The 26,700-nt window shown below is 47.1% G+C and carries 22 protein-coding genes; 6 read left to right on the top strand and 16 right to left on the bottom strand.

All coding sequences use genetic code 11. From position 1 onward, the window contains the following. Positions 1 to 605: 605 nt before the first annotated feature. The gene (locus tag HR45_RS16310) at positions 606 to 3,254 is read left to right on the top strand and encodes a TonB-dependent receptor plug domain-containing protein (protein ID WP_037445102.1); all 2,649 of its coding nucleotides are present in this window, start codon (positions 606 to 608) and stop codon (positions 3,252 to 3,254) included. A gap of 87 nt (positions 3,255 to 3,341) precedes the next feature. Here HR45_RS16310 and HR45_RS16305 read toward each other — a convergent pair whose 3' ends face one another. Continuing rightward, positions 3,342 to 4,550, bottom strand: coding sequence for a beta-propeller fold lactonase family protein (locus tag HR45_RS16305; RefSeq protein WP_037445100.1), 1,209 nt, complete (start codon positions 4,548 to 4,550; stop codon positions 3,342 to 3,344). A gap of 460 nt (positions 4,551 to 5,010) precedes the next feature. Continuing rightward, positions 5,011 to 5,838, bottom strand: coding sequence for an SDR family oxidoreductase (locus tag HR45_RS16300; protein ID WP_241461152.1), 828 nt, complete (start codon positions 5,836 to 5,838; stop codon positions 5,011 to 5,013). 100 nt (positions 5,839 to 5,938) lie between these two features. Between HR45_RS16300 and HR45_RS16295 the strand changes: the two genes are divergently transcribed. Next, positions 5,939 to 6,835 carry a LysR family transcriptional regulator gene (locus tag HR45_RS16295; RefSeq protein WP_037445096.1) on the top strand — a complete coding sequence of 299 codons (897 nt, stop codon included), beginning with the start codon at positions 5,939 to 5,941 and terminating at the stop codon, positions 6,833 to 6,835. A gap of 49 nt (positions 6,836 to 6,884) precedes the next feature. Here HR45_RS16295 and HR45_RS16290 read toward each other — a convergent pair whose 3' ends face one another. Further along, entirely contained in the window at positions 6,885 to 7,415 is a 531-nt protein-coding gene (locus tag HR45_RS16290) for a peroxiredoxin-like family protein (protein WP_241461151.1), read from the bottom strand. 126 nt (positions 7,416 to 7,541) lie between these two features. On the opposite strand from HR45_RS16290, the gene HR45_RS16285 reads away from it, so the two are divergent. Next, entirely contained in the window at positions 7,542 to 8,309 is a 768-nt protein-coding gene (locus HR45_RS16285) for a helix-turn-helix domain-containing protein (RefSeq protein WP_052074803.1), read from the top strand. A gap of 235 nt (positions 8,310 to 8,544) precedes the next feature. On the opposite strand, the gene HR45_RS16280 is transcribed toward HR45_RS16285, so the two are convergent. From HR45_RS16280 to pepA, 4 genes are all read right to left on the bottom strand, one after another. Then, positions 8,545 to 9,717: a pyridoxal phosphate-dependent aminotransferase gene (locus tag HR45_RS16280; RefSeq protein ID WP_037445090.1), complete on the bottom strand. Its 1,173-nt coding sequence runs from the start codon at positions 9,715 to 9,717 to the stop codon at positions 8,545 to 8,547. 313 nt (positions 9,718 to 10,030) lie between these two features. Further along, entirely contained in the window at positions 10,031 to 12,307 is a 2,277-nt protein-coding gene (locus HR45_RS16275; protein WP_037445087.1) for a TonB-dependent receptor, read from the bottom strand. Between the two features lie 57 nt (positions 12,308 to 12,364). Next, positions 12,365 to 12,643, bottom strand: coding sequence for a hypothetical protein (locus HR45_RS16270; RefSeq protein WP_156104097.1), 279 nt, complete (start codon positions 12,641 to 12,643; stop codon positions 12,365 to 12,367). Positions 12,644 to 12,861: 218 nt separating this feature from the next. Continuing rightward, complete coding sequence (pepA, locus tag HR45_RS16265) at positions 12,862 to 14,370, bottom strand: leucyl aminopeptidase (protein WP_037445080.1); 1,509 nt, start codon at positions 14,368 to 14,370, stop codon at positions 12,862 to 12,864. A gap of 243 nt (positions 14,371 to 14,613) precedes the next feature. Between pepA and lptF the strand changes: the two genes are divergently transcribed. Then, positions 14,614 to 15,726: an LPS export ABC transporter permease LptF gene (gene lptF, locus HR45_RS16260; protein WP_037445077.1), complete on the top strand. Its 1,113-nt coding sequence runs from the start codon at positions 14,614 to 14,616 to the stop codon at positions 15,724 to 15,726. Beyond that, positions 15,726 to 16,784, top strand: coding sequence for an LPS export ABC transporter permease LptG (gene lptG / locus HR45_RS16255; protein ID WP_037445136.1), 1,059 nt, complete (start codon positions 15,726 to 15,728; stop codon positions 16,782 to 16,784). Before lptF ends, lptG begins: the two co-directional genes overlap by 1 nt. A gap of 59 nt (positions 16,785 to 16,843) precedes the next feature. On the opposite strand, the gene HR45_RS16250 is transcribed toward lptG, so the two are convergent. The 3 genes from HR45_RS16250 to HR45_RS16240 all read right to left on the bottom strand — a co-directional run bounded on the left by HR45_RS16250 (position 16,844) and on the right by HR45_RS16240 (position 18,137). Beyond that, the gene (locus tag HR45_RS16250) at positions 16,844 to 17,332 is read right to left on the bottom strand and encodes an RDD family protein (RefSeq protein ID WP_241461150.1); all 489 of its coding nucleotides are present in this window, start codon (positions 17,330 to 17,332) and stop codon (positions 16,844 to 16,846) included. Then, entirely contained in the window at positions 17,316 to 17,579 is a 264-nt protein-coding gene (locus tag HR45_RS16245; RefSeq protein ID WP_037445071.1) for a DUF2960 domain-containing protein, read from the bottom strand. Before HR45_RS16245 ends, HR45_RS16250 begins: the two co-directional genes overlap by 17 nt. A 72-nt stretch (positions 17,580 to 17,651) precedes the next feature. After that, positions 17,652 to 18,137, bottom strand: a complete 486-nt coding sequence (locus HR45_RS16240) for a GNAT family N-acetyltransferase (protein WP_037445068.1) — start codon at positions 18,135 to 18,137, stop codon at positions 17,652 to 17,654. Between the two features lie 269 nt (positions 18,138 to 18,406). Here HR45_RS16240 and HR45_RS16235 point away from each other — a divergent pair, with 269 nt between their 5' ends. Further along, the gene (locus HR45_RS16235; RefSeq protein ID WP_037445061.1) at positions 18,407 to 19,018 is read left to right on the top strand and encodes an OB-fold-containig protein; all 612 of its coding nucleotides are present in this window, start codon (positions 18,407 to 18,409) and stop codon (positions 19,016 to 19,018) included. Between the two features lie 63 nt (positions 19,019 to 19,081). On the opposite strand, the gene HR45_RS16230 is transcribed toward HR45_RS16235, so the two are convergent. From HR45_RS16230 to mrdA, 6 genes are all read right to left on the bottom strand, one after another. Further along, positions 19,082 to 20,383, bottom strand: a complete 1,302-nt coding sequence (locus tag HR45_RS16230; protein WP_037445059.1) for a DEAD/DEAH box helicase — start codon at positions 20,381 to 20,383, stop codon at positions 19,082 to 19,084. A gap of 175 nt (positions 20,384 to 20,558) precedes the next feature. Beyond that, positions 20,559 to 21,782 (bottom strand): serine hydrolase, encoded by a 1,224-nt coding sequence (locus HR45_RS16225; protein WP_081933517.1) that lies wholly within the window; start codon positions 21,780 to 21,782, stop codon positions 20,559 to 20,561. Positions 21,783 to 21,907: 125 nt separating this feature from the next. Continuing rightward, positions 21,908 to 22,732, bottom strand: a complete 825-nt coding sequence (locus tag HR45_RS16220; protein WP_037445055.1) for a septal ring lytic transglycosylase RlpA family protein — start codon at positions 22,730 to 22,732, stop codon at positions 21,908 to 21,910. Further along, positions 22,719 to 23,720 (bottom strand): lytic murein transglycosylase B, encoded by a 1,002-nt coding sequence (gene mltB / locus HR45_RS16215; RefSeq protein WP_037445054.1) that lies wholly within the window; start codon positions 23,718 to 23,720, stop codon positions 22,719 to 22,721. The genes HR45_RS16220 and mltB overlap by 14 nt, the downstream gene beginning before the upstream one ends. Before the next feature lie 11 nt (positions 23,721 to 23,731). After that, complete coding sequence (gene rodA / locus HR45_RS16210; protein ID WP_037445051.1) at positions 23,732 to 24,832, bottom strand: rod shape-determining protein RodA; 1,101 nt, start codon at positions 24,830 to 24,832, stop codon at positions 23,732 to 23,734. Continuing rightward, a complete protein-coding gene (gene mrdA / locus HR45_RS16205; protein ID WP_156104095.1) occupies positions 24,819 to 26,684 on the bottom strand; it encodes a penicillin-binding protein 2 in 1,866 nt (621 codons plus the stop codon). Before mrdA ends, rodA begins: the two co-directional genes overlap by 14 nt. Between the last annotated feature and the right edge of the window lie 16 nt (positions 26,685 to 26,700).

The raw sequence follows: 26,700 nt of genomic DNA, 5'->3' as shown, positions 1-26,700 counted from the left end.
GCCACCTTCTTCAGAAGGTGGATTCTTTACTTTTCCCCTATTGACAAAGTTTGTGCATATTTCGAGATGAATTGAAGAATCGATAATTTTTCAATCTAAATTATCAAGATTTCTTATAAAATATGCTTGATTAACTCTGAAACAATTTGGTGCGCAACGCCTGCTTTTGGTGCAACTTCCACCACGTTTTTTCCGCTGCTGTATCGCTTTCTCCGTTCACAAGCTGAATTAGCTGAAGATGATCTAGATTGTTTTTTGCCTAATGATTAACCGATGTGAACATTCTGTAACCCCCGTATTTGTTGACCTCCATCATATTTTGACCATTGATATTTCGTAATTGTAAAAAAAGATTTGTTGCAAAAATGTGTACTTTTGGCGAAGTGGGCACGGTATTTGAACTACTAGGTCATGAAAAGTGGCACACATGAAAATTTAATGTTGCAAGTGTGTGTTTGCGGTGGTGGTAAAAGTGAAGGTTAACGGTGAGCTTTTACCAACGTTGTCATCCACTTTTTTTCGGGAGCAGTCTTGCGGTAGTTAGTTGCCATGAAAGGCAATAATAAAAATCACAAGAAAAATAATATCAGTATCAAGGGGTTGGTATGATCAAAGAGAAAAAGCTTAGTCGTTCAATTAAGTATGCGCTCGCGTTGTCATGTGCATCGATTGCGTTTACAGGCCAGGTATGGGCTGACGAAGAAGATGATGCAGCAGTAGAAGCAGCGATTGCCGCTGCCGCCGCTGGCAAAATCGAAAAGATGGTAGTTACCGGTTCTCGCGGTGCTGCTCGTTCAGTAAAGGATTCACCTGTTCCGGTAGATGTAATTGCTGATGATGAATTGAAATCAGTAAGTTTCTCCGATACCAACGACATTTTGAAAACTCTGGTGCCGTCTTTCTCGGTAAACCGTGAGCCATTGTCAGATGGTGGCACTTTTATCCGTCCAGCGACTTTGCGTGGCATGGATACCGATAAAACCTTGGTGTTAGTGAACGGTAAGCGTCGTCACCGTGCTGCATTGGTACAGATCGGCGGTTCAGGTAGCCAGGGTCCAGATATCTCAACCATTCCATCTTCAGCTCTGAAAACTGTAGAAGTACTGCGTGATGGCGCGGCGGCTCAGTATGGTTCTGATGCGATTGCTGGGGTTATCAACTTCCAATTGAAAGACAACACCGAAGGCGGTTCTTTCACCGCTGACTGGGGTCAATTCTATGAAGGCGATGGTGAAGCGCTGACACTGAGCGGTAACAAAGGTTTCGCACTGGGTGACAACGGCTTCCTGAGTATTTCTGCTGAATACTCTGATTCAGATCCTACCGTACGTGCTCAACAATACTGTGAATCTTACTTCTGTGTGACTGACCCTAGCACCTATCCTGCAGAAGGTTTCGGTAGCTACGAAGATTACGCCCAAAACTGGCAATCAGCGTCAATGACCAGCAAGAAGTATGTACAGCCTTGGGGTCAACCTAGCTCTGAGTCTACCGCGATTTTCTATAACGCTGGTTACACCGTTAGCGAGAAATTAGAACTTTACTCATTCGGTAGCTATACCGATAAGTCTGCTAGCGGTCTGTTCTTCTATCGTTATCCACACAACGGCACTATTGAAAACGTCCGTTTGCAAGACGGTTCAACCTGGAGTGCGATGGAAATCTTCCCAGGTGGTTTCACGCCACAATTCTCTGGTGACGTAACCGACTATTCTGCCGTTGTTGGTGCCAAGGGCATGTTGGATAACGGTCTGAGCTACGACGTAAGTGGTCGCTATGGTTCAGACAAGATCGAATACACCATGGAAAATACCATCAACCCATCAATGGGTGATGCAACGCCAACATTGTTCCATCCAGGTGCGCTGATCAACAAAGAGAAGCAAGTTCAAGCTGACTTCACTATGGACTTCGACGTTAGTGCCTTCGCTAGCCCATTGCTGTTCGCCTTCGGTGCGAGCTATATGGACGAATCTTATGAGCTGGAAGGCGGTGATGAAGCTTCTTATGAAGCGGGTACCTACTCAGTTTCAGACCCATGGGGCTTCTGTAACGCTGACGGTACTGCAACTGATGCTGGTTTGGGTGTGATTGCCAACGGTTCAACCCTGAACTGTGCTGACGCATCAGATCCTGTTTACCGCGTTATGGGTGTAGGTTCTAACGGTTTCCCTGGTTACTCACCAATGTATAGCGGTAAGTACTCTCGCGATTCTTATGCGGCTTACGTTGACTTCAGTGCTGACGTCACTGAAAAACTGTTCCTGCAAACTGCGTTCCGTTGGGAAGACTACTCTGACTTCGGTTCAGAACTGGTAGGTAAGATTGCTGGTAACTACCGCATCACTGACAAGTTTGGTGTCCGTGCGTCATACGGTACAGGCTTCCGCGCACCAACTCCTGGTCAGCAAGGTACTACCAACGTATCTACTCGTTTGCCAAACGGCTTACCAGTAGCAACTGGTTTGTTCCCAGCAGGTGGTCCAATCGCTGCAGCATTGGGTGCAAGCCCATTGAAGCCAGAGAAATCAACCAACTACACCTTAGGTTTCACTGCTGACTTCGACAGTGGCTTAGGCATGACCTTGGACTTCTATCGCATCGACCTGAAAGACCGTATGTACGCGATTTCAACTATGGATGTGAGTGCAGACCCAACAACCGGTAGTGACTATGACAACTATCTGGCATTGGTTGACGCGGGTGTTGCTGGTGCAGAATCAATCGGCGGCGTGTTCTACTTCCAAAACATGTTCGACACCCGTACCACTGGTATGGACTTCGTGACTAACTATGGATTTGATAACCCACTGGGTTACACCTCGTTCACTATGTCTGCCAACTACAACAAGCAAGAAATCACTGACGACAAGACTGGTGCGTTCAACCACGAAGACTCATTTGACTTCGAAAATGGACTGCCAAAATGGCGTGGTGTATTGACTGCTAACCACACCTTCGGTGACTTTACGCTGACCGCTCGTGCTAACTACTACGGTTCTTACACCAACTCTGATGGTGCTAACGCTGAAGTGTTAGATAAGCAAACCTTTGGTGAAGAAGTGCTGTTCGACCTGGAAGTTTCATATCAAATCACCGATATGATCAAGCTGACCGTTGGCGGACGTAACATCTTCGATAACTACCCAGACAAAGGTCAATTCGAAACTGGTCAAGGTCGTATTTATCGCTCAGACTCTGTTGTGGACTGGAACGGCGGGTACTACTTCACTCGCGTCTCTATGGATTTCTAATCCGGAGCTTTCAGTCAACTATGTTATTAGGCCATTCTTTGAATGGCCTCTTTTTTTGTCTCAATTGGCACTCCTGATTTGGGTGAACTACTGTCGTAAGGTTTTAAAAATCACCAGTGAATTACTTTTGCCGGTCGCAACCAGAAGATACTGATTATCATCGGTAAGCGTTAAGGAGGCGATTTTCTTTAACTCATGTCCATTTGCGGTTAAGCGTTTGCCTTCAAAGCTGAGCTGTCCGTCGCTGCCGACACTAAAGATAAACACGCCGTTGCCTGATTCTCCGGCTGCATAAAGTGTGCTTCCATCAGCTGAGATGGCCAGACTACTTGCACCCTCTAAACCGGCACCGCCAACATCGCTATTATCTATCGACTGCAGCCACACAAATTTACCGTCGTTACTTTTTTTAAACGCCATCAGCGTATTACTGCCGGCGCAGGCAACATAGAGGACGTGTCCGTCTGGCGAAACAATCATCTTTTGCGGGTTCAAAAATGCGGTTACGCCATCAACTTGGTCTTTTATGATCTGCTTGGGAATAAGCGCTCCCTTGTCACTTCGGTCAAATATCGTGAGTTGGTTATTGTCGAACCCCAGTACATATAATTCATCATTTAAGGGGGACAGTGCTAAGGTTATCGGCTTACCTAGGTCAGCTTGCAATGGGGTTGCTGTGGTGACTGTCCGATTAAAAATGACGTTTTTATCAGCATCTACATCCAGAATCGAAATAGCATTGCTCATATAGCCAGCGACAAACAGTTGCTTTTCATCGTCGGTTTTAATGATGTCCCAGGCGCCAAGTAAGCCGAAGTGATCTACCTTTGCCAAAGGGACGTAGCGATCAAACACTCTGTTGTAGCCAAGTTCATCACTGATCGTCGTGTCATACCGATAGCGATTATCGTTCGTGGAAAATAACGATACCGCACCATCATAATAGCCAGTCACTATGACCTTTTGGCCATTACCTAAATAGGTCACGCCGGATGCGCCTTCTAGGCCATGAATATCAGCCGCCGCATTTTTAAATACTTGACTGAAGCTGAGTTTGAAATCGCGGTCGGCGCTAAAAACGGCAAATGCATTATCATCCCCGCTCGACACAAAGACCGTTGAATTATCGGCAAGGACTTTTACGTTGCGAGGATTGCCTAAGCCGTCTACACCATTCACATCATCTTGTAACACTTGATGAAGTTGTAGCCGCTCGGTTGCACTGGCGTTCGTAATACCAACGCGGATCATCGAGATAAACACAAAAAACAAAATGAGCTGTTTATGACTAACCATCAATTTCTATATCCCTTGTAACAGGAGACGATTCATGGATGAGATTTCTGCGCTGTAAATAGCACTGAAACCCTTTGGTGACTAATGCTGAGTATACGAAGGTTTTGTATCGGCAAGCAGTAAATTTGATACCGAGGCTATGTGGTAGGCCTGCTAATGGGCTAGCTGTCGCTGATGGAATTATTTGTACGCTATCTCAGTAAGCTGATTTTAGAAATTATCGGCAAATGGCGAGTATTACTTCATTAACATCTCTATGGACGTCTAATTTTGAGCTTTCAGTCAACTATGTTATTTGACCATTAATTGAAGACCATCTTTTTGTCTATAAATAGGTGGGTATTTTTTTAACTTTCTGATCTTTATAATTAAAAAATAAATAAAAAGGAAGTCATAATGGGACGAGCGTGCTAATCTTAGCGCAATACTCATCCCATTCACATTAAACTGATATACTGTATCAGTTTTTATCTGCTGAATAAGCAAGCACTTTTTGTTTTTCAAGTTCAACTAAACGCAATCTTAACGCCCTCTGAATATTGTCAAAAGCGATACTGCCAAGAGCGACACGGAATGGGGGGGGGGACATATCAATAACTTTTAGCATTGCGTTAACTGTATTCTCAGTATCTCCTTTAAAAGGAAATTCGCCATTAAACAGCGAAGTTCGCATTTGTTCTGCGGCACTCCCCTTATAGCATGCTAGAGATTTCGCCAAATCTAGTCCCTTAATAAAGGGCGTTTCAGTTGGACCGGGTTCGATTATGAGACAATCAATTCCAAACTCTTTAACTTCTAGAGATAAAGATTCAATAAAACCTTCTATTCCCCATTTACTTGCATGGTACAAACTAAAATTCGGATATGCTACTTGCCCCCCTTCTGAGGAAACCTGCACTATTCGACCTTTATTTTGCTTTCGTAAATGGGGGAGTGCGGCACGAATGAATTGGATAGAACCAATAAGGTTTGTCGCTAGTTGACGCTCAATTTGCTGATCGCTCAAAGCTTCCGCCACGCCAAACAAACCATACGCAGCGTTACTTACAACGTAGTCAATCGAGCCCTTTAAAAACGCTTTATCAACAGCGCTACGAACAGCGTTGACTTCAGTGACATCTAAGTTTAGGACTTCCAACTGGTTAGGATAAGTTGCTTTTAACTCATCCAAGGGGGATTTTCTTCGCACAGACGCAAACACTTTATCACCACGTAATAATGCTTTTTTAGTGAGCATCAAACCTAATCCTGAGGATGCTCCTGTAATGAGCCAAGTTTTATTCAACATGTAGATCCACTCCTTATTTTTCAGTGGTTCCACTTTAAATAAATATGATGGGGAGTTTAATATTCAATAACTCGAATGAGTTGTTTAGGTAAATTCAACAATGAAGAAACCATCACTTCGCGATTTAGAGGCATTTCGAGAAGTCGCGCGTCACGCGAACTTTAGTAAAGCGGCCGATCATCTTGGCGTTAGTCGTTCAGCCTTAAGTCATATTATCAAAGGATTAGAGCAATATTTAGGCGCACAATTATTACGGCGTACTACCCGCAGTGTTTCTTTGACCTCTGCTGGGGAGCATTTGCTAACAGGAATATCGCCCATACTTAGCAACTTAGATCAATTGTTGTTTAATGCTGGTCACGACCAGTCCCACTTGTTTGGAGAAATTCGAATTAATGGTAGTGAGTGGGCAATCGGCTATCTTTTCGAAGAAGTCATCCCCATATTCAGCGAGCATTATCCAAATATTAAGCTGGATTGTGTTTGTGACGGAGAGCTAAGTGATATTGTTGAAGAGGGATTTGATGTAGGTATTCGTTTATGGGAATCTGTGCCTAAAGACATGGTTGCAATCCCTTTAGGTCCCAAAATTCGATTTGTTGCAGTCGCTTCTCCTAAATATTTAAAGCAGTATTCGACACCAAAGACACCAAGTGAACTCAGTAAGCATCGCTGTATTCGGCAGCGGTTACCAAGCGGAAAACGTTACCATTGGGAATTTTCTAAAAATGACCAATCAGTGGCTGTTGACGTACCCGGACATATTTCATTAGACAACAACAATGTTATGGTTAAGGCAGCAACATTGGGGCTAGGAATAGCGTTTGTGCCGGAGTGTTATGCGATAGATCAGATAAAGGCTGGTAATTTAATTAGTGTATTGAATGATTGGCGTCCTGAGGAACCAGGATTTTATGTTTATTTTCCCCGCTATCGTCATATGTCTAATAGTCTCAGGGTTTTTCTGGATGTAATAAAGGAACATACGACTAACTGAATCTGTTGGGCACCTGATATTAAGTGCCCAATAGGTTAAGAGTTCAATTTTATACCGCTCCAATATATTGTCCACGTGCCGGATAGTTGTGTTCGAGTGTAAAGTCTATGGCACTTAACAGTTCTGTGAACATTGGACGGGCAAAAGGCATTGTTTGTATATTTGCGTAAAATAGAGTCTGGTCTGGCCGGACGAGGAATATTCCAGGTTCTGAAAAAAGCGCGGGTTCTTCTAGCCCTATTGACGTCATCCCCTTAGATGTACTTATATAAAGTCCCCAATTTTTAGCCGTTTCCAAGTTGAGGTTATAACCAAGTAAAAATTGTTTACTTTTCAGCTTCTCAAACATCCGTTGAGCCCTGTCTCGTTGATCGCTAGAAACTGCTACTACATCAACTCCTCGTTTATTGAACTCTGGAAGAAGTCTCCCTAATTCACGAAGATAGTTGGCGCAGATAGGACAATGGAGCCCGCGATAGAAAACGATTAACGTGAAATTATCAGGAGCTTGTTTAACAAGATCATAATCACTGCCATTAATGGTTGGAAATTGAAGAGTTGGTACCTGTTGTCTTGGCATTAGCATTATTGAACCTCTTTGGTGTTTTCATGTTTAACGATTTTTAGTATTTCATACTAATTGTTGTTATTTGTTCTATAATGTTTGCCAATCGTTCAGTTTGTGTTGTGAGGTTACTATTTTTTTATGTCAAAAATTGACCGACTTACCGCTCTGCTTAATGGGTTATCACCACGAGTTGAATTGTCTGAAAATCCGACAGGATTCGCTATTTATATCATCGCACGTGATGAGTTGAGTGATCTTGGTCATATAGATGCTAAGAATTTTCGTCTGTTGCTCTGTCCCTCCATGAACGAATTGAAGAATGCGTTGAGCAAACCTTCAAATGAGGGCTGGCGGGTTTGGATGGCGTTTAAAATTCATTTTGAAGGACCCGTAGCATCCCTTATTTTTACAGAGTTGACTGAGTCGGTGTTGATTTATTTGGAACATGCTGAATCTTCACTTATTCAAATTGTTCAATTGGTTGCGCAAGAAGTAGCGTTGACAAGATGTGGTCAAACATTGCTAATGGAGCGGGCTGGAGACATTATGTTGATAGCAGTTATGCGTCAACTAGTTGCTCAGCCGTATAAAAATTTTGGTTTGTTTTCTGCGCTAGCACACCCTCGAATTGCCAAAAGCGTAGTGGCGATGCATTCAGACATCAACAAAGACTGGTCTTTGGAATTGCTTGCAGAAGAAGCGAATATGTCCAGAACTGCTTTCGCTACCCAATTTAAGGCTATTATGAAAATTTCTCCTGGCAAGTACCTAGAAGCGCTACGTTTATGTTCAGCTAAAAAGCTTTTGGACGTGGGCAAAACTTTAAAGTACGCAGCCTCAAAAACTGGTTATGCGAGTGCCTCAACATTGGCGAGAGCAATGAGTAGGCAAAGAGACTCTTTATAACATTGTTATAGTGCTTTTTGAGATCGTTCGACATTTAAATTATTACAAAAGAGCCAACTCGTTATATGAACCTTTCGATGTGTTTGAATCTCTTAGCCAGCTATAGCTATTTTCTTTAAGTATAATTGGTCTCTGTTTACGCTAGCCTCCATTTCTTACTACGTTGTTTGGCTTCATGACAAAAAAGCCACCTTAAGGTGGCTTTTAATGGTGGGTTTGGGAAGAAAAGGGAGGCTTACACTAAGCCTTTTTTACGCAATTCCAGCATAGTCTTTGCTACGTATGTCATTTCTTCTGGAGTACCCAGTGACACACGACAATATTCATCTGCTGGAGGGAAAGCGCGGCCAACCAAAATGCCAGCGTCTTTCATGTGCTTTTGGTATTCAGCCAAAGGCACAGATACTTTGTGGAAGATGAAGTTAGTGTTTGATGGTACATAGTCAAACTTCAGTGCGTGCAGTGCTTGCAACAGGATTTCACGTGAAGTTTTGTTGCTTGCACGGCTCAACTTGATGAACTCTTTATCTTTCCAAGAAGCGATGGCTGCTTTTACTGCTGGGAAGTTCAGTGCGTTTGAAGCAGTTTTCTCACGCAGTTTACCTACCATTTCTGGTGTAGATACAACCCAACCTACACGCATACCTGCCATTGCGAACAGTTTAGAGAAGGTTTTCAGCAGTACGATGTTTTCTGCACCTTCTTTTAACAGTGGCGCACAAGAGCGGAAGTTCTTGTCATCAGCAAATTCAGCATAGGCTTCGTCCATCAAGAAGATGGTCTTTGCTGGCTTGCTCTTGATCCATGCTTCAACGTCGTCTGCTTTACAGATAGCACCAGTCGGGTTATTAGGGTTAACGAAATAAACCACAGAAGGACCATCGTAATCCGCGACTGCCTTCTTCATTGCTGGCAGATCAATGCCCCAATCTTTCAGCATAGGGACTTTCGTGATTTTGGTGATGCCATTCACTTTGGCATTTTCTTCTGCTGCATCGAATGTCAATGCAGGTAAAACCAACTGTACGTCTGGTGCGGCTAACGCTTCGATTGCGGCACGAATACCTTCGGTTGCGCCAGCGGTCAGCAGTACGTGATCAGCAGGCACACCGTAATCAGCTGCAATCAAGTTTTGCAGTTCGCCAGTTGATGTAAATGGATAGCGGTTGCCTTGTGCCACAGTCTCACGTGCAACAGCTTGGGCTTTTGGCGACATGCCCAGTGGGTTTTCATTCCAGCAAATACGGATTGGATTTTCTGGAGTAGGGGTTTTAAAGCTAGCAGTTCCTTCACTTGATTTCGCTACAGCAGCCGATGAAAGACCGGTCAATGCTGCTCCGCCTGCCAACACTCCTGATAATTTCAGTAACTGTCTGCGTTGGATGTTTGGGGCGTCGCTAGTTGCCATTGGATAGCTCCTTGTTGTTATTGATTCGATAATGGAAAGGCAATATGGGTACAGCATGAACTGTGCCAAATGTTAACTGTATGAATTACGGTTGTTTCTTCACGGTTAAAATTGAGTGTTGCATAGTTTTAGGTCAATGTCTGCACCATTTTTGCCATTTTGCACTAAAAAAAGTTCAATAAATTCAGGAAATCAATGTATGAAATGTGGTCAAAAGTGCTTAATCATTGAGATAAGTGTAATGGTGTAATAGTACAGCTAATAAAAAAGCGACGTATTGACGTCGCTTTTTTATGAGAAAGGAGGGTGGTAGTTAGAAGTTGTAGTTAACACCTAACATGACATTACGCCCCATCAATGGTGCATAGTCTTTTAGCAGTGAGGTATGTGGCCGCGCCTCTTTGTCGGTCAGGTTATTACCTTTCAGGTAAACAAACAGATCGCCATTATCTGTGTAGATGCGATACGTTACTGCCGCGTTGACCAGTGCATAGCCTGCAGTGTCGGTTTCGTTGGCAGCGGTCTTATCTTGTTTTGCGTAAGCCACCATGCCGAGGTCGGCATGCCATTGCTCCATATCGTAGTTGAGTGTTGACCCAAAACGCATAGGTGATATGCGTGGCAGGTTACCGCCATCAACTAACTTGGCGCGGGTATAATCACTGAACATATCCAATGACCAATTATCGTTAAACGGAATATTGGCTTGGGCTTCAATCGAGAATAGCTGCGCATCACCTTGTTGATACTGGTATACCGGCATGTCGCCTTCTTCATCGCTATTGGTCAGATCTGCTGCCACCAAACCTGTATTAGCTTCATAGAAGAAGTTATCGACTCGGTTGTAGGCCATACTGACGCTACCGGTCCATGCGCCATCGAGTTTACGCAGGGTGACATCGATGTTATTGGCAATCTCTTTATCGGCTGTTGACGCATTAGTGATGATGTTGCCATCAACGATTTGGAATTCTGAACCTAACTCAAAACTTTGCGTCGCATCGTGTGGACCATAGCTGTACAGCTCTTCGGCCGTGGCCGAGCGCTCGGCACGCGTCAGTGCGACACTCAAGTTATATGATGGATCAAAGTCCCAGACCACACCCGCTGAAGCGGTAATGTTGGTGTCGCTTATTTGATTAGGCTGATATTCCGCTTCACCTTCCAGTGTGTCTAGGGTCATGGCTTCAGGATCGAGCTTATAGTGTTCGACCCGGGCTCCCAACTCGAAGCGGAAATCGTCTACTTTACGTTCCTGCACAATAAAGGCGGCAACGGTATCGGTCTTGCTGTTTGGTGTCAGTTGTTCTTCACCATCTACCGAGAAGTCACGGTGCGTCACATGCAGCCCCATAGACCCTTGCCATTCAGCCCAAGGTTTATTGTTGAGGGTTACACGAGCTTCGCTTTGCTTGTTGTAGAAGAAAGTATCGGCATCGCCGTTTTCTTCCTCGGCATGTTGGTAATCGGTGTAACCCGCATCTAAGCGGATCTTAGAAAAACCAGTGAACGGATCTAACAAGCCACCGTGCAACTGCCACGCAGTTTTCTTCAAATCAATAGTGATGTGTGGCTCATCTTCTTCGCCTTTCAGCGGAATACCATAATTCGATTCAGTGCGAGTACCGGATACACCGATAAAGCCTTTATCGCCGGCATAACCAACCCCACCGGCATATTCATCCAACTGCAGTTGCGTGTTATCAACGGTGCCGTGAGTGCTGTTGTCCCCTAAGATGGCATCGCCCGGAATATCATAGGAATTGGTGCGACGACGTGTGCCATCAAGATGCCAGTTAAAGCCGTCTTTACCCCCGCTGATATCGGCGTTGAGGGTTTTGCCGTTGTTTGCTGAATCATAGCGAGCGCCAACACTGCCATTCATGCCTTCAATCGGCTGTTCACTGATACGTTTGTCGACCACGTTGACGACGCCGCCAATGGCGCCATTACCGTACATCAACGTGCCTGGGCCGCGCAGGATCTCAATCTGTTGGGCCGAAGCCGCTTCTGCTGTAACCGCGTGATCGGCGGATACGGTTGAGGCGTCACCCACTGATAAACCATTTTCCAACACTTTTACGCGAGGACCGTCCATACCGCGAATAATCGGGCGGCTGGCGCCAGCACCAAAGTGAGTGGCCTGTACACCGGGTAGTTTATCCAGTGTGTCGCCGAGCGTCGGTTCGGTGTTGAGTTTTAACTGATCTTCCGTCAATACCGACACCGGCGTGCTGCTTTCCATCGCTGAGCGCCCTAGTGGTGATGCAGTGACTACGATATTTTCGATTTTTGATTTCGTTAGGCTGAAATCTTCAGTGACTACACCTGTGCCAACTCGAACATCACGCTCGGCGTGTTTATATAGATCGCTGCTGATGTGTAGATGTAAGTGGCTGTTATCGCTGACGCTAAGTGAGTAGCGACCCTGCGCGTCAGCAGTTGTTTGGTTGCCACCGTCTACACTCACCAGTGCATTGGCAACCGCATTGCCTTGCGTGTCGGTGATTTTACCTTGCAGTTGTGCAGCAAACGCGGTCGAGCATACGCCAGCAGATGCCAGCGCCATAGTTAATACAGCAAGCTTCATTGTGCCTGTCCTTTTTGAAAAGCATGAATCAAATTAAAAAATGGGTTGGGATTTAATTCAGCTTAGAACAGGAGGCGCGCGTGCGACTGCACGGCGAATTTGTGGAATAGCGGGTTGGGAATATTGCGCTTCGGCAACAACCGAAATCAGTGTAGCCGTGACCGCTGGCGTTGGTGCCGCCATTGGGCCTGTAACTTGTTGGCTACCGAAATTACACAGTAAACAGTGGGTATGATCGTGCGTCAGCGGCTGCTCTGAGGTGTGCATCACCGCAACCGACTGCAAGGCAGTCAGCCAAAGTCCTAAAAACAGCCACAGCCATTTTTTGTTATGCACAAACAGATGTCGAAACAAGATACGAGAGTCACTGCTAATTGTTATGGTCGCAAAGGTACTTGATCTATATCACGTAGTCCAATGAATCATTCGTAACAAAATCTTAAATGGAGTGAGGCGCTGAATATTTCATCAGCAGTGTTTTTGCTGATCATAAGCAATAAAAAACGAGGCACTTGGGCCTCGTTTAAATAGATTCAAACCGTTATGGGCCTGAATTATTCGCCTTGCTCAACCCCTGAACGGTTCAATACGAACTGAGTCAGCAAAGGTACCGGGCGACCAGTCGAGCCTTTGTTGGCACCACTGTTCCAAGCAGTACCTGCAACATCCAGATGCGCCCAGTTGTATTTCTTAGCAAAGCGCGATAAGAAGCAAGCCGCAGTGATAGAACCCGCAGGACGACCACCAATGTTGGCCATATCCGCAAATGGGCTATCAAGCTGTTCTTGGTACTCATCCCACATAGGCATACGCCAGCAGCGGTCACCACTTTGATCGCCTGCATTTAGCAGTTCGTGGGCCAATGGGTTATGTGATGAGAACAAACCACTCGCGTGTTTACCCAGCGCGATAACACACGCACCAGTAAGCGTCGCGGTATCTACTACGACTTCTGGGTCAAAACGCTCAACATATGTCAGTACGTCACACAGCACTAAACGGCCTTCAGCATCTGTGTTCAGCACTTCAACGGTTTGACCACTCATGGTGGTGAGAATATCGCCCGGACGGTAAGCATCAGCAGACGGCATATTTTCGCAACCGGCCAGAACACCCACTACGTTAACAGGCAACTTCATCTCACAGATGGCTTTCATGGTGCCAAGTACACCCGCAGCGCCACCCATGTCGTATTTCATTTCATCCATGGCTTCGCCTGGCTTAAGTGAAATACCACCAGAGTCAAAGGTCAGGCCTTTACCCACTAGCACGATAGGCTTGGCATTGGCATCACTGCTGCCTTTGTATTCCATAATGGTCATCAGCGATTCGTTGGCACTACCACGACCAACCGCTAGGTATGAATGCATACCTAATTCGTCCATTTTGGCTTCACCAACGGTGCTGACGGTCAGCGCGTCGCAGGTCTCTGCCATCTGCTGTGCTTGAGTTGCCAAATAGGCCGCATTACAGATATTAGGTGGCATATTGGCCACATCGCGACACAAGGCCATACCTTCCGATACGCCAGTACCGTGGTTAATGGCACGCTCGCCAACTGTAAGTTCACGGCGAGTCGGTACATTGAATACCAACTTACGCAGCGGGCGACGGTGCTCACCCTTACGGGTTTTTAAACCATCGAAGCTATACAGTGAGGCATTAGTGGTTTCAATTGCCTGACGTACTTTCCAATAGGTATCGCGGCCTTTAACGTGCAGTTCAGTGAGGAAACACACCGCTTCCATTGAGCCGGTTTCGTTCAGAGTGTTGATTGTTTTCGCGATAATTTGTTTGTATTGGCGTTCGTCGAGTTCACGTTCTTTGCCGCAACCGACTAACAGTACACGCTCGCTTAACACGTTGGGTACGTGGTGCAGCAACAGCATCTGACCTGATTTACCTTCCAGATCGCCGCGACGCAGCAGATTGCTGATGTAGCCTTCGCTAATTTTATCCAGTTGTTCCGCAATGCCCGACAAACGACGTGGCTCATACACACCCACCACAATACATGCAGAGCGCTGTTTCTCTGGACTACCGCTTTTAACGCTAAACTCCATGAGCTCTCCTAAGATTCTTTTAAAGACAAATATTTTTATTTATTAGATAATGCCCGTTTGCAGCCGCAAACGGCGGAATCTTCTGTAATTGTCATTGTCTGAAAAAGCAGCAGGTGCTTGAATTTACCTGCTAAAATGAGTGGCAATGACTAAAAATTGCAGAAAATTGTCAAAAGTAGACAGTTTACATAAAAGATACTCTGTTACCAGCAAAAAGATAAGTTTAGAACGCGGATCCTGCTTGTGATTGTATTCAGATATTTAATCCGAGAAGTATTTAAGTCCCAAGTGGCTGTACTCTCGGTACTGCTGGCAATTTTTGTCAGCCAGCAATTCGTACGCATTCTAGCGGATGCCTCTGATGGCGAGTTTCCTTCTACCATTGTGATGCAGCTGATTGGGCTAAACATGCCCGAATTGGCTGGGCTCATTCTACCTTTGAGTCTGTTCCTCGGTATTTTGTTAGCCCATGGGCGCATGTATGCCGAAAACGAAATGGTCATTTTTCATAGTGTCGGCATTAGTGAATGGTACGTCGCCCGGGTAATGCTGCTGGTGGCGTTAGTTAACTGTTTCGTGACCGCTGCGTTATCTCTCTATATTACCCCTTGGGCCGATGAGCAAAAAAATCAGGTACTAGAAAAGGCCAAGTCGGAAGCGGGATTAGCGGCGCTGATCCAAGGCCGCTTTCAGACGAGTCCTAATGGCCGCGCGGTGATTTTTGTTGAGAAAATTGGCAAAAACAATGAGCTGGAACGTGTGTTTGTTGCTCAGCAGCCTGATCCGAATGACACCGATGGTGTGTCTAACCTAGTTGTGGCGCAAGGCGGTCGGGTCACTCAAGATGACGCTGGCGGTGAAAGCCTTAAGCTTAACGATGGCGTACGCTATCAAGGCTCAGCTCATCGCAAAGATTTCCAAATTATCGAATTTGGTGGCTATCAAACTCAGATTAAAGAGCGCGAAGTTGACGAGCGTGATCGCAAATTATCGGCGTTGCCGACGCATGAACTGATGCAACTGTCGACCCCTGAAGCGGTGGCGGAAATGCAGTGGCGGTTGGCGGTCCCGGTGGCCATTTTGCTGGTGACGCTGATTGCGGTGCCTTTAGCGCGGGTAAATGTGCGCCAAGGCAAGTTCGCTAAATTGTTCCCGGCGATATTGCTGTATCTAGGTTATTTCGGCTTGCTGGTGGCGGGCCGTAAAGCGCTGCAGGATGAAGTGATTCCCTTGGCATTCGGTATGTGGTGGATCCACGCTGGCGCGCTGTTAATCGGCATTTTGCTACTCAGTAAGGAGCGACCAATCGGTATTCGCTTGATGGGCTTGTTCCGCCGTAGGAGTGTCGCGGCATGATGAATATTATTGACTGGTATATTGCCCGTACCTTGCTCAGCTCTTCAGCGCTGTGTTTGCTGGTGTTGACCGGACTTTCCAGCATTATTAAGTGGGTCGATCAATTGCGTTTGGTCGGTCGTGGCAGCTATAGCATGCTCGATGCCGCCATGTACGTGCTGTATCTGGTGCCACGAGACATTGAGTTGTTTTTCCCAATGTCGGTGCTGCTCGGTGCATTGATTGGCATGGGGATGCTGGCTTCAAGTTCAGAATTGGTGGTGATGCAGGCATCAGGGATGTCGCGGTTTCAAATTACCCGTTCAGCCATGAAAACCGCAGTACCGTTGATGCTGGTGATTATGGCGCTGGGTGAGTGGGGCGCGCCTGTGGCTGAAATGAAAGCTAAAGAGTTAAAAGCCACTAAGATTTCTGACGGTAAACTGATTAAATCTCATCGTGGCGTTTGGGCCCGTGATGGCAATATGTTTATCAATATTGGCCGTATAGAAAGTATCGATCACCTCGCCGACCTTACCCTATATGCGTTTGACGATGGTTTGCACCTGCAGTATGTGATTCATGCTAAAGATGCTTATTACGGCAGTGACGCGTGGACGCTGCGTGATGCGCAACGTTCAGCGATTGAAGAGGATCAAGTGGTGTTTGAAAACATCACATCACAACGTTGGGAGTCATCGTTAACTCCCGATAAGCTCAGCGTGGTATCGATCAATCCTGATGCCTTGTCGATTCAAGGATTGATGGATTACATCGATTATCTGCGCATTAATAACCAAGATTCGAGTCGCTATCGACTGGCGTTTTGGCACAAAGTGATTCAGCCGCTTACCGTCGCGGTGATGATTTTGGTGGCCTTGTCCTTTGTCTTTGGTCCGTTAAGATCACAAACGATGGGAGCACGAGTGGTGTTGGGCGTTATTGCGGGATTTGTGTTTTATATCTGTAACGAGATTTTTGGTCCGCTGACCCTAGTGTATAACCTCCCAGCGATTGTCGGGGCGATAATGCCGAGTGTGTTGTTTAGTGTGGGCGCTATCTATTACATCAGGAAATAGCCCTGTGCTATGTAACCGAAAAGGCCCAACTGGGCCTTTTTTTGTGGAGTTTGTTGGCGTTAACGTTTGGGGAGTTGTACTACTTCAGAATCACTCAGTCGGTCCTGCAGCGCTAACTGCTGCTGACTTAACAGCAACAGCAGGTTACCGAGTCCCAGCAGACTCCAAAAGCAGCGTGCGACGGCAGTGACAGGACTGATATTTTGTCCGTTAGTGTGTTGTACCCTTAGCTGCCAGGCTTTCATTCCTAATGTCTGGCCCGTACGGCTCCAGAAATAGCTATAAAAACCCACGACACAAATAAGTAGCCACAGCTGATAGATAGCGTGCACCACAGGACTTTGCTGCAGCGCCAGTGCTAGCTCGGTGTTGGACGCTAAGCTCAGCCAGCCTAATTGTTGTAGCATTGCGATAACTGCCAAACCGATAATACCTGCCAGCGCGTAGACGGCGAAGGCGAGCAATGCATCATAGATTGCGGCACCGAGGCGGTGCAGAAAGCTGGCGCGCGGCAGACCTGCAAGCTGGTAGTTAGGCGTTGCCGTCACTGCAGTCCTCATCTTTCAATAAACGCACTTCGCTAAAGCCCATACGTTGAAACTCTGTGAGGCGGTAGCTGCGCACAGCGCCTTTACCTTTGGCGGTCATCGCAACTTGTTGCTCCATAGCGAGAAAGCGGGTCAGATCGATACCTTCGGCCGCTGCAGCAGCTTCGTAGATATCGTGGTACTTGTCGTAACTAAAATTGATGACCTTAGCTTCGCCTTTAAAAATGTATGCAACTTGTCGCGCCATGAATACTCCTGAGCTAGATAATAGGCGTAAATAAAGGCGATAGTGTAATCACAAATCAGCAGAACATCACCGCTAATCAGTAATTAATCTCTGCATGTAAACAGCGGAAGAACCATAAACGCGTAGATCTTTCTTAGTTGGGCATGGTTCAAAGCCTAACCTTTGCCAGTAGCTGGCGGCGCCTGCTACCGCCACCAAACTCAAACTTTGATAACGTCGTTGCTGGGCCATTTGTGCTAACTCGGCAACGACCGCTTGGGCTAATCCTAATCCCCGTCCACTTGGTAATACCGCAATATCATGTAGATAAAGACTGTCAGTAACCTCTGGTAACTCAAGCGACTGATGTAATTCGGGAGGAGATACATTTGTCCAAGGATGAGCTAAACAGTAGCCGACAGCTTGTTGTTGACTCAGCAATATAAAACAACAATCGGGCGCCATCCTTTGCTTGCTCTTGAGTACATCAATGGACTCTAGTAGTCCGTTGACATAGCAGCTTTGTTGAATGGTCGCGATGGTGGGCCAGTCATTGCGAGAAATGGGGCGAAACAACATATGAAAGACAACATCCTAAACTTGTAGTTGCGCGGCAACGCGTCTGTCTGCATTTGCTATAGAAGCGCAGATTTATTCATCATTGCAATCCAAAAAATCTTTTAGCATTGGATTGTACAAATAATTTAATTGATTTAATTTGAGGGAAATATTGTCGTTAGTTTAACCACAATCGGGCGATTTAACACTACACTTAATGCTCAACGGCTCTCAGGATAATGTTTAAGAGCTGAAGAGAAACGGAGCAGTTTGTCTCAAGGAGGAACAAGGTGCTGGAATTTATACTGAGTCACGATAATCTGCCGTATTTTGTTTGCGGCGTGGTTGTCGTTATGTTGGGGGTTATCGAGATGTTTGCGCGTCTCGCCGGTGCGAGTTTAGTGTTCGTGCTGGATGAACCGGAACCCAATTTATCTACTGCTGAACCATCAAATCCTATCACCCAATGGCTTTATCTCGACCGCCTGCCTGTGCTGTTATGGTGCGTTATGGCATTGAGCCTGTTTGCACTACTGGGCTTTGCTACCAATTTAATGTGCTATCTGCTGCGGGCACATACTTTGCCGCAATCGATTTCTGTTTGGTTGGTGTTTCCATTAACAGGGTTGGCGTGCCATTGGCTCGGTAGTCGTAGCTGGTGGCGCTATGACCGCATGATGAAAGATAGCGATGTCGATCTTAGCGGTAGTGTGGCGGTGATGACACTGGGAACCGCAAAGCCAGGTGTGCCAGCGGAAGCGCTGGTAAAAGATCCTGATAATCACCGTCACTATGTAATGGTAGAACCACGTGAAGGTGAGTCCGTCTTTGTTCCAGGCACTTGGGTGGTGCTCTTGTCTCGGCGCAAGCGGGTATGGTTAGCAACAAGGTTTGAACCTTAGAATGTCATCTGCCACAAAAAACGCCGACAGTTTGTCGGCGTTTCTTTGAGATTCAAGCAGCGCTTATTTGAGTTTTTTCAGCTTTTTACCGGTAGCGCCAACTTTAACTTTCACGCGGCGACCACTCATGCGTTTTTCTGCTGCAACCTGCTCCTGCGCTTCACTTTCACCCGGGCGGCTCTTACCAAAGCGGCGACGACGTTGTAGCTGCTTTAGCAGTGATTCACGCTGACTAGTCTCATAGCCTGGCATCACAATCCGCTTCAGGCGTTGACCAATCAGCTTTTCAATATCGCTGAGAATGCGTTCTTCTTCGTGGCTGACAAACGAGATAGCGGTGCCGCTCTTACCAGCTCGCCCCGTACGTCCGATACGGTGCACGTAGTCTTCGGCTAAGAATGGCATATCGTAGTTAACCACGTAGTCTAGGTCTTTGATATCCAAACCACGCGCGGCAACTTCGGTCGATACCAACACGCGAATTTTACCCGACATAAAGTCAGCTAATGCGCGTCGACGGCTACCATGGGTCTTTTCACTATGCACCGCAACTGTAGGAATACCATCGGCAGACAGTTCCTTAGCGAGGTGATCCGCATCTTCACGCGTGGCAGAAAACACTAGCACTTGATGCCAGTTTTTACGACCAATAAGCTCAGATAACAGCTCACTCTTACGGCGTTGCTCAACGGGATATACCACTTGGCTAACCGTTACCGCCGTTGTGTTATGGGCATCAGCCGTAATCACTTTAGGCTTTTTGAGGATCTGCTGCGCCAGTTGGCGAACACCGCCACTAAAGGTGGCAGAGAACATCAGATTCTGTCGCTCGTCGCTCGCCAGATGCAAAATTTGGTTAATGTCCTTGATGAACCCCATATCTAGCATACGGTCGGCTTCATCAAGCACCAGAAAATCGATCTGCGCCAAACTGATATTGCCCTGATTGATGTGTTCCATCAGACGGCCTGGCGTTGCCACTACCATATCGACCCCGCGGCGCAGTTTGCTCGCTTGGCTACTGGTTTTAACCCCGCCAATCAGGCTAACCACTTCAATATCTAAGTATTTGGCGTAGTCTTTAGCGTTTTCAGCCACTTGTGCAACAAGTTCGCGAGTCGGCGCCAGAATCAGCACGCGCGGTTGACCACTGATACGTTCTTTCGGCGCATCAACCATGCGTTGTAAAATAGGCAGTACAAATGCGGCGGTTTTACCGGTTCCGGTTTGGGCGCTGGCCAGCACATCCTGACCACGGCGTACCGAGGGGATCGCCTGCTGTTGAATCGGCGTCATGCTCTCGTAGCCACATTCGCTGATAGCGCGGAGGATATCCGGGGCAAAACTATAAGATTCAAATTTCATGCGAGCGTTCCTCAATCAATACCGTTAAACCCGTCAGTGTTACCTCGCGGTAAGTCGTACTGCAGGCGGCCGCGGAGTATAGCAAATAATCGCCGTAGCTAGAAACGATTCCGTGTGTTGTCGAATATAGATATTAAAAAGCCGCTCATTTGAGCGGCTTTTCGTTATGCAATGATTAGAACCATTTGCTAAACATTTGCTTGAAGTAGTCCATCAGCTTGCTAAACCAGCTACCTTCGTTAACTTCATTGAGCGTAACCAGCGGGAATTGCGCAATATCTTTGCCATCCAGTTGGAAGTACACTCGACCCACGGTTTTACCTTTGGCAATCGGCGCCACCAGATCTTCGTTCAGTTCGAAGTTCGCTTTCAGGTTTTTCGCTTGGCCACGGTAAATGGTAACTGGTGTATCCGTCATTACACCAAGGTTGATGGTATCGGTATCGCCATACCAAATTTTTTGGCTGACAAACACATCACCGGCTTTGTAAGGTGTGACGGTTTCATAGAAGCGGAAGCCATAGTTCAGCAGTTTTTTGCTTTCAGCTTTACGCGCAGACTCACTCTTGGTACCCATCACAACCGAGATTAAACGCATGCCGTCTTTAGTGGCCGACGCAACAAGGTTGTAGCCTGCACCAGAGGTATGGCCGGTTTTGATGCCATCAACGTTCATGCTGTTATCCCACAGCAAGCCGTTGCGGTTGTATTGGGTGATGCCGTTGTAAGTGAACGACTTCTCTTTATAAACCTTGTACTCATTAGGTACGTCGCGGATCAGCGCAGCGCCCAGCAACGCCATATCATAAGCAGTACTCATGTGGCCTTCAGCGTCTAAGCCATGGGCGTTCTCAAAGTGAGAATCCTTCATGCCTAGTTGTTTGGCCCATGAGTTCATCAGGTCAACAAATGCGCCTTCTGTACCTGCAATGTGTTCTGCCATGGCAACGCAAGCATCGTTACCTGATTGAATGATGATACCGCGATTCAGATCCGAGACTTTGATCTTTTTGCCGACTTCGATAAACATCTTAGATGAGTCAGGAAAGTTCTTTGACCAAGCGTTTTTCGACACGGTCACTTCGTCATCAGGTGACACATTACCACGCTTAATCTCCTGACCGATGACATAGCTGGTCATCATTTTTGTCAGACTGGCAGGATTCAACTGCTCATAAGCATTGCTTTGTGCAATCACTCGGCCCGAATTGTAATCCATCAAAATGTAGGCTTTTGCCGCGACATCTGGTGCATCAGGAATGACCATCGGCGTTTGAGGACGGGCAGCATTCGGGACAGGAATGGGATTGGGCGTCGGTGTCTCAGCTTGAGCACCAGTTACAAAGACACCGGCAATAACAGCCAGCGTAACAAGGGGACGTTTTACAAAATTCATCATTGGCGGATTACGTCGATTGGTAAATGAATGTCAGCGAATTGTCGCAAGTATATCACTAGTCGACCCTAATAATCAGTGAAGGTTCCTTCATCTTTTTGAAACTGCACATTTATTGTGCGATCAGATTATTCTTCTCGAATCAAAAAGCTTTTGGCATAACCTTGGCTGCGTATGGTGTCGAGCATCTTGCCTGCAATGTCTTCATTGCTCATTGGGCCAAGCTGCAATTTAAAGATATTTTGCTCTTCGCTGATGCGACTATTGAGACTAAATTGGCTTTCGAACTGCTGCGCCAATTGCTGCACTTTTTGCTTCGATGAGGATGCAAACACCTGAATATAGAAGGTGATGGCATTGCTGTTGGCTGTGGTCGCCTTGCTTGCTTCATCTATCGCGCGTTTGGCAGGAGAGTCCATCATAATAACTTCTAGTTTGACGGGGGCTGTACCAGTCGCCAACATGCCCAGCTTATATGCGGCAGCGTAGGACACATCGATAATACGCGACGAGTGAAATGGTCCGCGGTCATTGATACGCACCACTACGCTTTTGTTGTTATTCAGGTTAGTGACTCGCACATAACTTGGCAGCGGCAGTGTTTTATGCGCACCCGACATAGCGTACATGTCGTAGGTCTCACCGTTGGAGGTCAGGTGACCATGAAACTTCATACCATACCAAGATGCGGTACCCGTTTCGCTATAACCTGCAGCTTCAGGCATTACCTGATAGGACTCGCCCCACACTTGGTAGTCTTTGTTCCCTTGTTTACTGTAGGGTTCGTATTTAGGTTCAGCGTCTTGCACATGCGACAAATCTGGCGCCTCAACGGGGGCCTTGTCTTGCTGCATGCTGTAACGGCCGCTGCTTTCTTTTTGTTGCGGTGCTTTGGTGGCACAACCTGCCAGCAGCAGCGCCGCGAGCACTGAATAAAGACTATTGCGAAGCATGCGCCTTCCTCAGTTGTTCACTGAATTGGTACACCGCCATGGCATACAGCGGACTGCGGTTGTAGCGGGTAATCACATAAAAGTTTTTTAATCCCAGCCAGTAATCACTGTGCTGCGCTTGCTCCAGTTCAATCAGCATAGCAGCTTGGGAGATGTCGAGATCCACGCTGGTTTGCAAGGCGACTTCGGGCGACAGAATGTCGTTTACCGATTGATTAAGTGGCTTGCCACTCCAAACGGCGGCTGTTGGCGTTGCCGTTGTGGCTAACGGTAAAGCGACCAAGCCGCCAGCTTGCCAACCGTGTTGGTGAAAATAGTTAGCGACACTGCCGATGGCATCATCAGCACTGTTAAGCAGGTCGCGGCGACCATCGCCATCAAAATCGACCGCATAAGCGAGGTAACTTGAAGGAATAAATTGCCCAAATCCCATAGCGCCGGCGTAGGAGCCAAGCGTACTGTTCGCATCAAGTTGCTCGGCCTTCACCAACTGCATAAATTTACCAAATTCGCGGCGAAAGAAATCAGCACGTGGTGGATAGTGAAAACCTAAGGTATACAGTGCATCTTTTACTGGATAGTTGCCCATCACCTTGCCGTATTTGGTTTCAATTCCAATAATCGCCACAATGACTTGAGGATCAACTTGGTATTGCTCAGCAGCGCGGGCGATAGTGGTTTCATGCTGACGCCAAAACGTTAGCCCAGCCTGTAAACGGTCGTCAGTTAAGAAGATAGGGTAGTACTTGTACCAAGGTTTGGCTTCCCAAGGTTTGGTCATCGCCTCAATGATTTTGGGTTCAAACTTGGCCGACGCAATAAATTGCTGCACTTCAGTGCGAGAAAAACCTTGTTGGCTTTGGCTGTCGATAAATTGCTGCTGTAGTTGCTCAGGTGAAAGCTGCTCAGAAGAAGGCGCCGCAAATGCGGACGATGCCAGCAATGCTGACATCATCAGTGGCGCAAGCAGCCGCTTAGTCATCGGCATATTGAGTAATCCTATCTGTCGATAAAGCGTCTGTGAGTGTGAATGCTCATTAGAATGCCAAAACCCGCAAGCAATGTCAGCATTGATGTGCCGCCGTAGCTGATGAGTGGCAATGGTACCCCGACCACAGGCAAAATGCCTGACACCATGCCAATGTTCACAAACACATAGACAAAGAAGGTGAGGGTGATGGAACCTGCTAACAAGCGGGCAAAACTGGTTTGTGCGCGGGAGGCGATCACGAGACCGCGACCGATAACATAGATGTATAACGCCAGCAGAAATAGGCTGCCGATAAGACCAAACTCTTCGCCAATAACCGCAAAGATGAAGTCGGTATGGCGTTCCGGCAAAAACTCTAACTGTGATTGGGTGCCATCGAGCCAGCCTTTGCCCCACAAGCCACCGGAGCCGATAGCGATTTTCGATTGAATAATGTGGTAACCCGTGCCGAGTGGATCTGCTTCTGGATTGAGTAGGGTCAGTACTCGGTTGCGTTGATAATCATGCATCAAAAAGAACCACAGAACTGGCAAAAATGCCAATACAGATACCACAATGCCACCCACGATGGTCCAGCTCATACCGGATAAAAACAGCACAAAAATCCCAGATGCAGCCACCAGAATGGAGGTCCCCAAATCGGGCTGTTTAGCGATCAGCAAGGTCGGTACCAGTAGGATAATCGCGGCACCAGCAAGATAGCGTTTTTTCGGCGGTAGCGGGAATTTACTGATGTACCATGCCATCGTGATAGGAAAAGCCAACTTCATCAGCTCCGATGGCTGAAATTCCATAAAGCCCAGATTAAGCCAACGCTGAGCGCCCTTGTTAATTTCACCAAAAAACGCGACCGCCAATAGCAGCGCCACCCCGGCGATATAGATCGGCAGTGCCCAGCGGCGATACACCTCAGGATTAATCTGTGCCAGCACAAACATCAGCCCCAGCGATAACCCCATGCGGACCACCTGGCGGTCAAGCATTGCCATGCTCTCGCCGCCAGCAGAATAGATAATAAATAGGCCGTAGCCCATCAATGCCAGCAGCCCTAGCAGCAGCGGAAGGTCGATATGCAGTTTCTGCCAGAAATTGGGTTTATTGTTCTGCATGTTTCAACTCCCATTTATCCCGCAGCATAAAATCGTCCAACATTTCCCGCGCCACGGGGCCGGCATTGGCGCCCCCCCAACCCGCGTTTTCCAGTACCACGGCCAGCACAATCTTCGGATTTTCAAACGGCGCATACGCCACGATCAATGCGTTATCACGCAGCTTCTCATCGATAGTGTCGGCATCGTACTTTTCATCCTCCGCCACACTAAATACCTGTGCAGTACCTGTCTTCATTGCTGCTGTGTAGGGCGCGTCTTTAAAGCGCGACCGATCTGCGGTTTGGCGCATTGCCTCAGCAATTTCATCCCAATGATGTTGATCGTTCAGCACTATCGGCGGCTGCTGGTCGACCGGCGAGTCAATCTTAGAGGTGGCATCTTTAATGGATCTCAACAAGTGCGGCGTATAGTGCTTGCCCTTGTCGGCGAGAATGGTCACCGCTGTCGCTAACTGCAACGGTGTCGTCGTCCAATAGCCCTGACCGATACCGATGGAGATGGTATCGCCGATATACCAAGGCTGATTGTATTTGAGGCGCTTCCAGTCCCGAGATGGCATATTGCCAGCGGATTCTTCAAAAATGTCGATGCCGGTGTTTTGGCCGAAACCAAACTGGCCCATAAAGTTACTGATACGGTCAATGCCTGACTTATACGCCAGCTCGTAGAAATAGATGTCGCAGGAATGAACGATAGCGCCATAAACATCAACCCAACCATGGCCCCAACGTTTCCAGTCGCGGTATTTACGTTCTACGCCGGGGATCTGCCAATAACCTGGGTCCCAAACGCGGGTTTTCTCGGTGACGATATTATCGTCAAGCCCCATCAATGCCATGATCGGCTTAATGGTGGACGCCGGTGCATATTGCCCTTGAGTAGCGCGGTTAATGAGTGGTCGGTCGGGTGAGTTCAACAGGTGGCTATAAGCTTTACTGCTAATGCCATGCACAAATTGGTTCGGGTCATAGCTCGGACTAGAGGCCATGGCGAGAATGCCACCGTCGCGCGGATCTATGGCGACAATTGAACCGCGGCGTCCCGCCAATAGCTCCATCGCTTTTTTCTGTAGTTCTAAGTCGAGTGTCAGGTAGAGATCTTGTCCCGGCTCTGGCGGCTCAACTTTTAAGGTGCGAATATGACGGCCGAGGTTGTTCACCTCTTCTTCCATATGACCAGGTTTACCGTGCAGTAGCGCCTCATAAAATTTTTCGATGCCCTGCTTACCAATATTATTCGTCGCAGCATAGTCTGACCATTTACCTGCTTGTTCCAGTGTAGTGCGGTCACGGTTATTGATGCGTGCGACATAGCCAAGCACGTGTGTTAGCAACATTCCTTGTGGATAAAAGCGATCCAGCCCAGCTTCTACCGAAACACCGTCGAATTTGTATTGATTAACACTAAATTCCGCCACTTGCTCTTCAGTAAGCCGGCTTTTTAATGTCAGTGGCTTAAAGCGACGGTGAAACTTGAGCGCATCGGTAAAATCTTGGCGTTCTTCGTCGCTGATGGGGATAACTTTCGATAGCTCATCAAGCATGGCCGGAATGTCTTTTACCTTTTCCGGCACCACTTCAAGTGAGTAAAACGGTTGGTTCTCGGCCAATAGTTTACCGTTGCGGTCGTAAATTAACCCACGGCTAGGCGCTATCGGGATCACCCGAATACGGTTGTCGTTGGAACGGGTGGTGTAATCTTTAAAGGCGGTGATCTGCAGATGATAAAGGTTGCCGATCAACACCCCAATCAGCAGTAACACACAAACGAAGGTAAACAGCGCGCGGCGCTTAAACAGTGACGCTTCCGCCGCATGGTCGTGCATGGTAATGCGCTTTCTTCTATGCACTGAGTCTCTCCGTCCT

It is taken from the genome of Shewanella mangrovi, from assembly GCF_000753795.1.
Classification (GTDB): domain Bacteria; phylum Pseudomonadota; class Gammaproteobacteria; order Enterobacterales; family Shewanellaceae; genus Shewanella; species Shewanella mangrovi.
Note: the sequence above shows the minus strand (reverse complement) of the source record. Positions and strands in the feature narration are given on the sequence as shown.